A 13,760-nucleotide genomic window follows, 5' to 3' on the forward strand; every position below is an offset into this window, starting at 1 on the left:
TTTGTCGAGTCACCCCCGCACAGTTTATTAGATATCTAAAAAGCTTTTATAAAGCAAATTTAGATATCAATAAACCACTGCGTCTATGAGTTCTCATATGAACTTTGTCAAATTTTAGGACCTTTTTGTCAACCTCAACTGATTTTCTAGGATTTAATTTAAAATTTAAAGCTGTAGATTTATTAAAACCTACAGCTTTTTACAATATTAATTTTTACTTTCTAATTTTTCATTCATCTGGCGACGAAGTTTAGAAAAATCTTCTTTAACTACTACAGTATCAGCAATAAAGTCATGAAGTCCTTTTTTCTTGTTTGTAAAAGCTACTGCTAAATACGGTAGGTAAGCTAAAAATATAGTTAATAATCTTCCAACTAATTCACGATAAACTACATCTGCAAAATTTAGCTTATCACCTCTATTTGTCTCAATTTTTATCTTCATAATCATCTTTCCTAAAGTTTGAGAGAAGAAGTATGTCATCGATATAAAGTATGTAAACATAACAATAACATAACTTAAAGACTCTTCTCCTAAAATAGGAAAATCAAGTACCTTATTTAATAACCCAAAGCTAATAGTATTTAATAAACTAGATATAGCATAAATAACTATCATATCGATTAAATATGAAATAAATCTAGTCCAAAAGCCTGCATAGAAATTCTTTGAAAGAATCATATAATCTTCTATTGATGTTGGTAATGTGAGATCTTTTTCTTTTATATCAACTTTCTCTTCTACTTCTTTGACATCTACTTTTTCTTCAGTTAATTCTATGTTTTCTACGACCTCATCCGAAATCATCTCTGAAACTTCATCAGAATGAGCATTATCAGAAGGTATTTTATTATTTAAATCATTATTCATTTAAATCCCCTCCCTATCCTAAATAACTACGCTCAACTTTATTTGAATTTACTTCACTATTCAATTCAGAGATAAAACTTTTCGTAGTCGCTTTTACAAATCTAGAAATTAAACTTTCTGCAGTTTTATCAGCTCTTAACTCAATTACAGTTGGATTAGACAGTCCTTTTTCTTCTTTTATTAAATCAATAAGCTCATCTTCCGTACCAACTTTATCAGCTAGTTTATTCGCTACCGCTTGAGTACCAGTGTAAGTTCTACCGTCAGCAAGTTTCTTAACTTCATCTTCACTTAGGTGTCTACCTTCTGCTATAGCTTTAACGAATCTTTCGTATGCTTCTTTATTTTGTTCTTGCAGAATTTTTCTAGTTGATTCTGGTAAGTCTTCTGTTAAACCACCCACTGCTTTTTGTTCTCCAGAACGGATAGTTTCTTGTTTAATTCCATGATCGTTTAAGAATTTTTGAGCAGAAACATAACTCATAATTACACCTAGTGATCCAGTAGTTGTCTCAGTATTTACAAAGATCTTCTTAGCTGGTGTAGACACATAATATCCACCTGATGCAGCCATCTTTTTCATTGAAACATAAACATCCTTACCACTGTTTTTAAGGGCGTTATACAATTCAGCAGTCTCATAAACACCACCACCTGGTGAATTTACAGATAATAATATTGCTTTTACATTTGGATTATCTTTTGCTTCTTTAATTTGATTTAGAACAGAACCTCTTGAATAAGCATTTGTCATTTCTGAATTAATTTCACCATCGATAGATATTTTTTGAATCACTTCATTATTATCACCTTTTCTTAAAGTCAACTTAGTAATACTTTGCTCTTGTAAGAATTCCATTAAATATCCATTTAATTCTGCATTATCTTTTTTACTATTATTGCTTGATGTGATAGTTCCTTTGATTAACGAAAATACTACTAAGACTACCACAATAATCGTTGATATCAATCTTTTATTTTTGAAATTCATATTTTTTTCCTCCAAAACTTTATAATAATATTTTTGTAAAAAGCCAGTGACAAACAATAATTTCGCTATCTGTCCCTAGCTTTTAATTTATTCACCTTTTACTATTTTTTCAAATCCTTCTTGTAGGTAAATGTTCGCTGTTTTCTTGAAGTATACATATTTCTTATCATTACCTTGATTTTGTTCAGTTACCAATACTATCGGTTCACCATTAAATATTACAAAGTAATATAAGTGAGAAGCTGGTCCTGAAACATTCTCTATATCAGAATATACCGCAACTATATTATAAACATCCTTGTAACTTCCTTCAGATGACCATTTCATATTGACTAATTTATCACCTTCAAGTACCAAACGTGTTTGACCAACAGTCTCACTCTCACCAGGAAGTTGCAGTCCATTATAATTAACTTTTTTATCTATTGAATATTCCTTATAATTTTGATTTAAAGATTTTTCCCAACCTTTTACAAATTGGTATAACTTCTCCCTTTTATTTTTATTCCAATATGATGTACCTGCAGATTTTTTATCTTCTTTTTTCGAACTATTTTCATCCGATAAGCCAGTTACTGTCAATGTTCGCTTAAAGCTTCCGCTAAGTTTTAGACCTTTCTTCTCAGCTTCTTCTTTATTAAGAGTTATCTCTACATCAACCTTACTTCCATTTTCCAAGTTCTCCTTAGGAAAATATTTAATCTCCGGTTTTCTAAGGAACTTCTTAATATTTTCATCAGCATCTTTGATTTCTGGAATCTCCTTGATGTTAACATCAACCTTGCCTTGTCTATTAGCTCCATAAACGGCTAATTCAACCTTATATTGATCAAGATGCACTACTTTCGAATCCTTATTATAAAACTTGAAATAATAAACAACCGCTGCAATAAGACACACTAAGATAAAAGCTACTAAATAACCTAATTTTGATTTCTTTTTTTCAGGGTCTTTTTCATTTTTCTTCTTAATATTCGTTGATTTAGAATCCCTATTTCCATCATAATTATTGCCTTGGAAATTATTATTTTGGGTATCATACTGCGAGGAATTTCCAAATTGATTATCAACTACATTATTACTTAAATAGCGATTATCTTCCACATAATTTCCATCTTTATCATAATAACCAGTTATAATAAAGAAGCCATGTTGATCATAATATCCTGCGGGTGTTAAATTATCATCTAAATAATAGGTATTCTCCGAAACAAAATTACCATTCTGGTCATAATAGCCGCCAGGAGCAAAATTACCATTCTGATCATAATATCCATTTTGTATAAAGTTACCATTTTCATCATAGTAACCATCTTGTATGTAATTACCATTTTGATCATAATAGCCATTTACATTATTAGGTTGATTATTTTGCGAATCATTACCTTTATTATTCATAACTTCCTCTCCTATTCACTATAACTTTTCGACACAAACTTGTTATATCGTTTCATGAATGCAAGTTCGGCCGTACCAGTTTGTCCATGCCTATTCTTAGCTATAATTACTTCTATTGTTGATACATCGCTAGCTTCTTGAACTTCTTTTTCATCGGCATCTTCACTTCTGTAGTAATCTCCTCGATATAAAAATGAAACTATATCAGCATCTTGTTCAATACTTCCAGATTCTCTAAGGTCACTCATCATAGGTCGTTTATCCTGTCTAGATTCAACACTACGTGAGAGCTGAGATAAGGCAATTACAGGACATTCCAGTTCCCTTGCCATCTGTTTTAAACTACGAGATATTTCAGATACCTCTTGTTGTCTATTATCAGTTCTCTTACTACCTTGAAGAAGTTGAAGATAATCAATCACAACTAAGTCTAAACCGTGTTCAGCTTTTAATAACTTACATTTTGCTTTTACTTCATTAACTTTAATAAATGCACTATCTTCAATAAAAACATTTTTTTGATTTAAGAAATGAACTGCTGTCTCTAGTTTCATAAGATCATCATTATCAAGATTACCTTTTTTAATCTTTTCAGAATCTATCATTCCTTCACTACAAATCATCCTAGATACCAGTTGATCAGCACCCATCTCTAAAGAGAATAGCGCAACTGTTCTTTTTTCTTCTTCAGAACGAGGATTTTTCCCTGCAATATTAAGCGCGATATTTAGAGCAAAAGCTGTTTTCCCCATTGCAGGACGAGCAGCAAGAATTATTAAATCCCCTTTACCAAAGCCTACTATCCTATCCAATGCTCCGTACCCTGTTGGAATAGCCACATTTTGTCCTTCTCCTGCCATACGCGCTAATATTTCTTTAAAAACTTCATCAGTTACATCTTTCATATTTTTAAACTGAGAATTTTTAGCACGCTCCATGGCACGTTCTACTTGATCAAATAATGTTGCAGTTAATGAATCTATGTCAGCATTACCTTGATTCATTTCCTCAGTACTATTTAAAAGTACTAAGCGAATTTCTCTGTAAATTGAATATCTTTTTACTAGATTCGCATAATGCATAATATTTCTAGAACTTGGAGTAACATCATATAAATCCACTATATATAATGAGGCATCCACATTTCTGAATGCCCCACTATTATTTATTTCTTCAAAAATCGTAGTGGTGTCAGGTATTATTTCCATTTCATCTAAACGCAAAATAGCACTATAAATATCTTTATTTCGTTCATCATAAAAGTCTTCTGAATCAACTATTGCTTTTACTTCTACTAATTTCTCTGGCTCCTGCATTAGAGCCCCTAGTAACGACTGCTCTGCCATTATGACAGAATCTATATGATATTTCATATTATCACCTACATTTTATCTACTATTGTTCCACTACATGAACCTTAATAGTTCCCTCTACTTGATTGTGTAATTTAATTTTTACATTCGTATAACCTAAAGATTGAATACCATGTGGTAAATCGATTTTCTTCTTATCAACTTTTAAATCATGTTGTTTTTTAAGTTCTTCAACAATTTGTTTAGAAGACACTGATCCGAATAATCTTCCACCTTCACCAGCTTTAACTTTAATTTTCACTTCTAATCCTTCTAATTGTTTAGCAAGTAAGTTAGCTTGTACTAATTCTTCTTGTTTATCTTTTTCAACACGTTTTTGTTGTCCTTTAAGTGTTGCCATATTAGCATTTGTTGCCGCTACAGCTTTCTTATTAGTTATTAAGAATTTTGCATATCCATCAGCAATTTCCTTAACATCTCCTTTTTTACCTTTTCCTTTTACATCTTCTACAAATATAACTTTCATTACAATTTCTCCTTTTAATCTATTTTATCTTATTATCCTAATACCTTATCAATGGCATCATTTAATCGCTCAAGCGCCTCATCCAAGTTGATTCCCTCTATTTGCGTTGCCGCATTAGCAAGATGACCACCACCACCAAGCTCTTCCATAATCAACTGAACATTTATATTACCTAACGATCTTGACGAAATACCCACTTTACCTTCATCTAAATATCCTATAGCAAAACTACATTCAATTCCTTTTAAAGTAAGCAGTAAATCCGCACTTTGGGCTAACATGACATTAGTGTAATATTTATTTTCTGGGGCTTTCGCCATAATAATTTCTGGGGATTTCTGAATAGAATTATTAATGATTTCTACCCTATTCATAAAGTTTTCAAACGGTTCTTTTAAAATTGTTTTAACTTTTGTCGGATCAGCACCATTACTTCTTAGATATGCTGCCGCATCAAAAGTTCTAGATCCCGTTCTTATCGAAAAGTTTTGAGTATCAACTACTATCCCCCCAAGCATTATCGTTGCCGCAATAGGTGAGATTTTCTCTATCTTAGTTTGGTACTCTATTAATTCTGCGATTAATTCCGATGCCGATGAAGCATAAGGTTCGATATACGTTAGTAATGGATTAGTAATTATATCTTCACCTCGTCTATGGTGATCAATTATTACCTTCCTATTTGCTTTTGATAAAATTGCTGCATCGATAACACGAGAAGCATCTGAAGTATCTACAACTATTAATGTTGTTTGCGGGGTCATAAGCTCCCATGCTTCGTCACTATCTACAAATACTTTTGATAATTGTTCATCTTGACTATCAATCTCAAACATTACTTTTTGTATAGTTTCATCTTGATCGCTTTCATTTAAGATAATATAACACTCTTTATTTAAAAACTTGGCAAAAGTATAAATACCAACACAAGCCCCAATAGCATCAAAGTCAGGACGTCTATGCCCCATTACAATGATCTTATCGCTGTCACTTACTATGTCAGCTAACGCATTAGAGACAACACGCGCCTTAATTCTAGTACGTTTTTCTTGTGGATTAGTTTTACCACCATAAAATCTTATTGTACCATCAACATCTTTCATAGCAACCTGATCTCCACCACGCCCTAAAGCTAAGTCTAGTGAGCTTTTAGCTAGTTCACCTAGCTCTGGTAAGAAATCCGTACCCATCCCTACTCCTATACTTAGTGTAATCGGTGCACCAAACTCTTCTTTCAAACTTCTAATAGTATCCAAAATTTGGAATTTATCTTTTTCTATTTTCTTTAAATCTTTTACATTTAACAATCCGATAAATCTATCTTCATCAATTCTTTTAAGGTAGATACTATTCTTTTTAGCCCAATCCGTTAAAGTAATAACTATAGTAGCATCTAGTCTACTTGCTACTTCATCATCTAGAGAATCATACACATCTTCATAGTTATCAAGACTCAAATTAAGTATGATTGGTCTAGTATCTCTAAATCTTTGCATTACAACTTTACTTTCAGTAATATCAAAGAAGTAAATATAACCACTATCTCTTTGGTAATTAACTTTATAATGTTTACCAAAAATTTCAAACTGATTATCAACCGGAGTTTCTAAATCAAATAGATCTTTAATTTCAGGCATAAGATCTAAAATATTTAAACCTTTTATTTCTTCAACTTTGATATTTTTATAAATAAAGTTATTCGCCCATTCTATATTTTTATCTTTGTCGATTACAACTATACCTATAGGGAATTTATTTATACCTTTTTCTGATGAATCTTTGATTCTATTAGTCAACTTACTAATATAACGCTCCATTTGTTCACCAGCTTTTTTCTTCTGCAGACTATAAAGAATGAAAATAAATAAGCCCATCAACAGACAAATTACTAAACTGTAAATATTAAATATACCACTTAGAATTGCACCTATTAGAAAAATAATAGAGATAATTAATTCATATTTTTTCTTATCACTCATGCTTATCTCCCCCTCTTCATAACAATATATCCTTCTCTTAATTTAAATATACTGTCAACAAATCCTAGTAATTCAAAAATAGGACTAAAAATAAACATCAAGGCAAATACAACAGGCTTACCTATCGGTATTTTCGAATTAGATTTTTGTTCTATAAAGAAAAATGCTGTAAATAATCCATTCAAAACAAACGCCAATGATAGCACTCCTGTTAAATTTTGGAATAAAATATTCCAAAAACTATAAGTATCACTACCAGTTTCCATTTCTACAAGAAAAGTTAATAATGTAACCCCAATATATATATATCCACTTCTAGGACTCAACATTATTCTACTAAATTTTGGAAATACTGGTATAATCACATATTCTCTACTTAATAACGATAATGTGTACTGAACCAACAAAAGACTATATGCAAACAATACTATAAAGATCGTTACAGGGAATGATTTTTGCAGATTTGAAAAACTTTCTAGTACCAGGTTCTTATCAACACTTTGATTCATTTCCGTCATAGAATTCACATAAGAATTAATAAAATCTAGTATCTGTTTACTATCAATTGTTATATGCCCCAATCTTATTGATAAGAATATATACAATGCTACAGCTAAAAATATTAAGGAACTAACTGCAACTACTAAGAAAACTTTTGATCCTCTTACATATATCGTCCTATACACTACATAAGATATAATCATATGTATTCCAAACCAAGTTATTATATTAGGAGAAGTTAATAATGATAGTATTAATCCTCCCGAACCAATTAATGGAATGTAATACTTAAGTCCTTTTGCTCCTAATACATATGTAAGTGGGAAAACAGAAAGAAAGGCCGTCACAATTTCTATATTCAAGAATATTCCAACTAATATTAATAACAAATAACTTACCGAATAAGCCAATATTTTAATATCACTAGGCGTTCTAAAGAAAAATTTATTTTTCATTAATTCTTTAATTTCTTTACTCAAAAGTTCTGAAATGTTATTATCCAAATTAACACTCCTTTTTCATTTTAATAATACCACTATATATATTTCACACTATATAGGTATCTTTATTATTATACCAAATTTCAACACTTTTTTAAAGGAAAATAAAAAAACAAATCTCACCTAAACTCTACTTCCACTCCACAGATTGAGTTCCTTAAAAATTAACTTCAAATCAAACTTTAAAAATTAATTTTTTTATAAATTTCCATACTAAACACTGTTTATAATTGACAAAAAGTATTATTCAACTTATGATATTTAGTAAAGGTTGCAACAAACTTTGTATTAATTTTTAGATTAAAAACATTTATTATATTTTATAGAAAGGGATATTTGCATGAAAAAATATGTAATTACTATTGTTACAGTTACATTAGCAGTTTTAATATTAGCATTAGGTGGTTATTATTACCTAAATAAAGACAATAATCAAACACCATCTAATACAACTAATCAAAAAGATATTAAAAAATCTTCTCCTACTAATGAAAACACAAAAACTGATAACAATAAAGAAAACACTCCATCTACCAATGGAAAAACTCCAGAGACGGTTACTCAACCAACAATTATTAATGGTATTATATTAGCTAATAAAAAACACCCTCTTCCTGCAAACTACAATCCTGGAGAAAACCCTACAGCGCGCCAAAAAGTAAATAAATTAATAAGTGATGCGCAATCTTTAGGGTTAAATGTATCTAATCAGGTTTCTGGCTTTAGAGCTTATGGTACTCAAGCAGGATTATACAATAATTATGTTGCTGCTCATGGAAAACAAGAAGCCGATAGATTCTCTGCTCGTCCTGGTTATAGCGAACATCAAACAGGATTAGTTTTTGATCTTATCGACAACCAAGGTCAACTTTTAGGAGCAGAAGGTACTAGTGAAAGCAGTAAAAAAGCTGCAGAATGGTTAGGAAAAAATGCTCACAAATATGGATTTATCGTTAGATATAAACCTGAATTTGTAGAAAAAACCGGATATATGGAAGAAAGTTGGCATATTCGTTATGTTGGTGAAGACGTAGCTAAAACTATTTATGAAAAAAATATTTCGCTAGAAGAATATCTTAATGCTCCCGGTGGAGACTATGCAAATTAAAATATTATTAATAAAAGGAGAATTAAATGAATAGAAATAATCAAGGACAAAATAATCAAAATTATAATAACCCAAATTTTAATAATACACACTATAACAATCAAAGTTACGATCAAAACTTTGACAACAATCAATATAATAATCAGGGATATGATCAAAACTTTGATAATAATCAATACAATAACCAAGGATATAATCAACAATATCAAAATACTCAATACCAAAACTTCGATCAACAACAAAATTACAACAATCATCAACAACATTATAATAACCAACAAAATTATAACGTTCCACCAATTTACACAGAAGAACCAAAAAAGAAAAAAAGTATAATTCCAGTTGTATTAACAGCAATTATTACTTTCGTAGTATTAGTCGTTGTACTGTACTTCGGATATAATAAATTCTTGAAAAAAGATAATGTAATTGATTTATCAACATATGAGGTAAATTTTGTTACATACGGTGCTCAAGGTGAAGGTAAACCTGAAGTTGACATTAAAAAAGTTCCTGAGGTTGCAAAAACAAATTCTGAAATCTCAAACCTACTATCAAATCCAGATGTTTCATTTGATAAGCAAAGCAACTTAAAAAATGGTGATAAAGTTGAAGTTACTATCACATTAAATAAAAATACATTAAATAAATTGAAATTAAAAGCAACTGGAGAATTTAAACGTACATTTACTGTTAACGGATTAAATGAAAAAGCTAAAGAAAAAGAAACTATAATTGTGAAGGAAAATTCTTCTAGCTCATCTAATTCTTCTAGTCGTCGTAGCGATGAACGTACTGTATATGTTAAGCCATCAGCCGGGGTTAACTTAAGAAGTTCTTCAAACGATTCAAGTAGTATTATTGCCACAATTAAAGTTGGAAGCTCTGTATATCAACACTATATCGAGATTAACTCACAAGGTGAAGCTTGGGCGTATGTTTCATACGGTAGTCGTGACGGTTGGATTAGAGCAGATTTAATCGGATAGATTTTTATATATTAAAAAAGTTGACTCACTAAATTGTGAATCAACTTTTTTTAATTATCTCTAACTTTAACCTTGACCATAAGCATACTTAATAAAGTTATACTTATAACAATAAGGAAAATAGCTTTACTTTGTGTGAAACCAAACAATCCATTTTTAACATGTTTAGCTATCCACACGTAAACATAGTCACCATAATAAATCCCCAAAGCAAAGAACGCTTGGTATATTCCCATACTTACATTACGGTATTCTCTATCAAAATATTGCATTGCTAAAGAAATCAACGCATTATAAGCTCCGCCATATCCTAAGCCATTTAAGATATAACTAAAATAAATAACATATGGATTATTAACATATAATGCTATTACGTAAAATGCTAATGAACATCCTAATAGGAATAATAAAGTTCTTTGTATACCCCATTTTCTCGTGAAGTAAACCCCTACAAGAACCCCTGCTATAAGCTGAGGTACTGCAAAAACAGCATCCATATACGCAAGCATAAGAGGCGTCATGTTTAACTCTGTTTTACCATAAGCAATCATATTAGCTCCACTCGTTGAGAATTTTATAAACGAAAGTAATAAAGCTAATAAACAAATATAAATAAAACTCTTATGTTTAATTACCACTTTTACCTTATCAAATGAAAAATCACTATCAACAGGGCGATAATCTTTCATCATAAACGATAATATAAACGTTACTATTGCAATAACAGCCGTAACTATCCACATATAATCAAAATGTTTATATGTATTCATTGTAAAAACATATTGTATTGGTGCTGCAATAAATTCAGCTAATAATGGGGCTACAGATAATATCGAGACTGAAACTGCTGCTTTATCTTTAGAAAATGTCTCTGAGAAGATAACATTAAATAATGCAAGCATTGTTGCACTTATACCCAATGATAATGAAGATAAGTATAAAGTTACGTAATTACCATTAAATGCAACTAAAAATGAAGTCACTATTAGTAAAAATAGCGAAATTTGCACAAATATTTTACGTCTTTTAAATATATCACTTGCTAAAAACATCGGCAACCTTATGATTAAACTTGTAAGCCCATATCCTGCTGCTATTTGAGCTGCGAGTACCGGCGTTAAAGAAAGTCCACCTTGATCAATCGGCGTGATTGCGTATAACTTCCTATAAGCGCGTATAATGCTTATCGCAGACCAAAATAAAACTAATATCCAAAATATTACTATTTGATCTCTGTTTAATTCAAATTTCTTAGATAAGAAAATCACCAAAATTAAAATTAATGCGATCATAATAAAAGAAAATAAAATTTTTGTTTTAACCATCTCCTAACTATATAATATTAAGTAATTTTTTACTAATTGCCGAACTAATATTTTAAAAATTCAACCTTAACATTATACCATAAAAATAAAACTTGTATAATAAAAATATCTCATTATATTACTTTCGAAAGTGTCAAGAAACTTATTTTTATATTAGGGTATACCTCATTAATGATTTTAGCGCATCCAAATAATGTAGTCCCACTCGTATATATATCATCTACAATCAAAATACTCTTAACATTCTCTAAACTGTGTATATCCGATAAAAAATAATATTTATTCTCAATTCTTTCTTTATGTAATTTCGATTGTTTTTCTCTATATTCGCATCCAAGAAGCTTTACAAATTCCACATCACATACCTTACAAATCTGTTCAATATGATCAAATCCACGAATAATCTCTCGAATACTATTAGCTGGAACAATTGTAACTAAGTCAAATTCATTAAAAGAAAAAAATTTCTCAAAAAGATTTTTAAACTTTATAGAGCACTCTATTTCTCCAAAATATTTTATCGAATAAATAATATCTTTTACAAATTCATAGTCTGAAAAATAATATAACGAATAGCGTCCTACTTCTGTAACATTTATATCAATATGTTCTTTACATGTAGTACAAAGTTGAAACCTCTCCTTTTTCTTAAATATTGTATCAAACCCCAGTTTTTCTCTAATTTCCAATCCACAAAAACTACATTTCATATTCTACCTCTATTTAATTTTCTATATTTAGCTAAATTATTCATATACTCAATCTCTTTAACTGCTGCTTTCATAGCCTTACTTATCTTATCAGCTAAAAATACAATATCACCAGAGTTATCATAGTCTTTTCTACCCACTCTTCCCGAGATTTGAATCAAAGCAGCTTTTGTAAAATTTATATGATTCGCATCAAAAACTAAAACATCCAAATAATCAAAAGTTACACCACGTTCCAATATTGTAGTAGTTACTAAAATATCTATTTCTCTATTATAAAATCTTTGAATTTTCTCGCTTCTTTGCTTATCTTTACTATAAACAAAATCTATTAATACTTTCTCCGGTAAAATCTTCTTAAAATATAAAACCGCAGGCTCACACATTCCTATCTCTGGAACAAATATTAATACACGTCGATTTTTCTCTAGACTACTCATTACAAATTCTTTGATAAACTTGGATTTCTTCGAAAATTCAAATACCTCAGCTTTTTCAATTTTTATTTTCGGTACAGGCAGCAGGTATCTATGGTATCGTATAGGAATTTTGACGACTTCTTCAACGCTAGATTTAACTTTATCAGATGGCGTTGCAGATAAAAATATAAATACTCCTCCTCTTTTTAAACTAGTTCTAGCTCCATTTTCCAAACACTCATCCCCAGAATACGGAAAAGCATCTACCTCATCAATAATAATAACATCGAAGTAATTATAGTATTTCACAAGCTGGTGAGTAGTCATAATATAGAAATTCGAATCCTCTAATGTTTTCTCTTCACCATGTAAGACACTTATCGGATATCCACTAAAATCACGCATAAATCTTTCAACCAGTTCTTTTACTACATCTCTTCTCGGAATAGCTAGACAAATACGCTTATTAGATAAAAGTGCTTGATATATCGCACCATAGACTATTTCAGTCTTTCCTGCACCACAAACCGCCCATATTAGCGTACTGTTACCATTATTAATGTTACGAACTAAAGAAACACTTGCTTCTTCTTGAATATCACTTAACTTTACACTTGGCATCTTTGGCATTTTCAAATCAAGCATCGGTATATTTATGTGAAATTTTATACAATAATCATCACTTCTTCCAAAATCTATACATCTTTTACAATACGTGATTTTTTGATCTCTACTTATAAAACTAAAAAATAAATTTTTATCTTTGTTATCACACTGTAAGCAATGAAATCTATCACCATTCGACCTTAGTGAATATATCTTTTCAACATAAGGACAATTATCTAAATAATGAATCTTTATGTTTAATTTTAATAACCTAGAAATAGACAAAAACAGTCCATTGTACTTTCTTAAAATAGATAAATCCTCTTCTCCTAAAGTACAGACTGCTCCCGTCATTATCTCATTATAAATTTCTTCAAAATCCTCATTAATTTTCCCAAAACTATCATAGCTTTCTTTAATATTTCTATAATATGTATTTTTTTCTGAATTTGTCATTCTTGAATAACGTACATTATATAGTGCTTCAATAAATTCACAGTACTCCCTAAAAATCATTTTCTAATA

General features: G+C 30.1%; 12 protein-coding genes. 2 read left to right on the forward strand and 10 right to left on the reverse strand.

Annotation, left to right across the window (positions count from 1 at the left end; translation table 11 throughout):
* Positions 1 to 207: 207 nt before the first annotated feature.
* The 7 genes from RWL85_RS04365 to RWL85_RS04395 all read right to left on the reverse strand — a co-directional run bounded on the left by RWL85_RS04365 (position 208) and on the right by RWL85_RS04395 (position 8,081).
* Positions 208 to 870 (reverse strand): RDD family protein, encoded by a 663-nt coding sequence (locus tag RWL85_RS04365; protein ID WP_314085375.1) that lies wholly within the window; start codon positions 868 to 870, stop codon positions 208 to 210.
* A gap of 13 nt (positions 871 to 883) precedes the next feature.
* A complete protein-coding gene (gene sppA / locus RWL85_RS04370; RefSeq protein WP_314085377.1) occupies positions 884 to 1,861 on the reverse strand; it encodes a signal peptide peptidase SppA in 978 nt (325 codons plus the stop codon).
* Positions 1,862 to 1,948: 87 nt separating this feature from the next.
* Positions 1,949 to 3,259, reverse strand: a complete 1,311-nt coding sequence (locus tag RWL85_RS04375) for a DUF4767 domain-containing protein (protein WP_314085379.1) — start codon at positions 3,257 to 3,259, stop codon at positions 1,949 to 1,951.
* Positions 3,260 to 3,270: 11 nt separating this feature from the next.
* Positions 3,271 to 4,632 (reverse strand): replicative DNA helicase, encoded by a 1,362-nt coding sequence (gene dnaB, locus RWL85_RS04380; protein WP_314085381.1) that lies wholly within the window; start codon positions 4,630 to 4,632, stop codon positions 3,271 to 3,273.
* A gap of 22 nt (positions 4,633 to 4,654) precedes the next feature.
* The gene (gene rplI, locus RWL85_RS04385; protein ID WP_314085383.1) at positions 4,655 to 5,098 is read right to left on the reverse strand and encodes a 50S ribosomal protein L9; all 444 of its coding nucleotides are present in this window, start codon (positions 5,096 to 5,098) and stop codon (positions 4,655 to 4,657) included.
* A gap of 32 nt (positions 5,099 to 5,130) precedes the next feature.
* Positions 5,131 to 7,077: a DHH family phosphoesterase gene (locus RWL85_RS04390; RefSeq protein ID WP_314085385.1), complete on the reverse strand. Its 1,947-nt coding sequence runs from the start codon at positions 7,075 to 7,077 to the stop codon at positions 5,131 to 5,133.
* Positions 7,078 to 7,079: 2 nt separating this feature from the next.
* The gene (locus tag RWL85_RS04395) at positions 7,080 to 8,081 is read right to left on the reverse strand and encodes a DUF2232 domain-containing protein (protein WP_314085387.1); all 1,002 of its coding nucleotides are present in this window, start codon (positions 8,079 to 8,081) and stop codon (positions 7,080 to 7,082) included.
* 337 nt (positions 8,082 to 8,418) lie between these two features.
* Between RWL85_RS04395 and RWL85_RS04400 the strand changes: the two genes are divergently transcribed.
* Together RWL85_RS04400 and RWL85_RS04405 are read left to right on the forward strand one after the other, a co-directional pair.
* On the forward strand, positions 8,419 to 9,186 hold the full coding sequence (locus RWL85_RS04400; RefSeq protein WP_314085389.1) for a M15 family metallopeptidase: 768 nt from the start codon (positions 8,419 to 8,421) through the stop codon (positions 9,184 to 9,186).
* Positions 9,187 to 9,212: 26 nt separating this feature from the next.
* On the forward strand, positions 9,213 to 10,175 hold the full coding sequence (locus RWL85_RS04405; RefSeq protein WP_314085391.1) for a hypothetical protein: 963 nt from the start codon (positions 9,213 to 9,215) through the stop codon (positions 10,173 to 10,175).
* A 50-nt stretch (positions 10,176 to 10,225) separates the two neighbouring features.
* Here RWL85_RS04405 and RWL85_RS04410 read toward each other — a convergent pair whose 3' ends face one another.
* The 3 genes from RWL85_RS04410 to RWL85_RS04420 all read right to left on the reverse strand — a co-directional run bounded on the left by RWL85_RS04410 (position 10,226) and on the right by RWL85_RS04420 (position 13,751).
* Entirely contained in the window at positions 10,226 to 11,467 is a 1,242-nt protein-coding gene (locus RWL85_RS04410) for an MFS transporter (RefSeq protein ID WP_314085392.1), read from the reverse strand.
* Between the two features lie 146 nt (positions 11,468 to 11,613).
* Positions 11,614 to 12,210 carry a ComF family protein gene (locus RWL85_RS04415; protein WP_314085394.1) on the reverse strand — a complete coding sequence of 199 codons (597 nt, stop codon included), beginning with the start codon at positions 12,208 to 12,210 and terminating at the stop codon, positions 11,614 to 11,616.
* Complete coding sequence (locus RWL85_RS04420) at positions 12,207 to 13,751, reverse strand: DEAD/DEAH box helicase family protein (RefSeq protein ID WP_314085396.1); 1,545 nt, start codon at positions 13,749 to 13,751, stop codon at positions 12,207 to 12,209. Before RWL85_RS04420 ends, RWL85_RS04415 begins: the two co-directional genes overlap by 4 nt.
* Positions 13,752 to 13,760 lie beyond the last annotated feature (9 nt).

The sequence above is a fragment of the uncultured Gemella sp. genome (genome assembly GCF_963515875.1).
Lineage (GTDB): Bacteria > Bacillota > Bacilli > Staphylococcales > Gemellaceae > Gemella.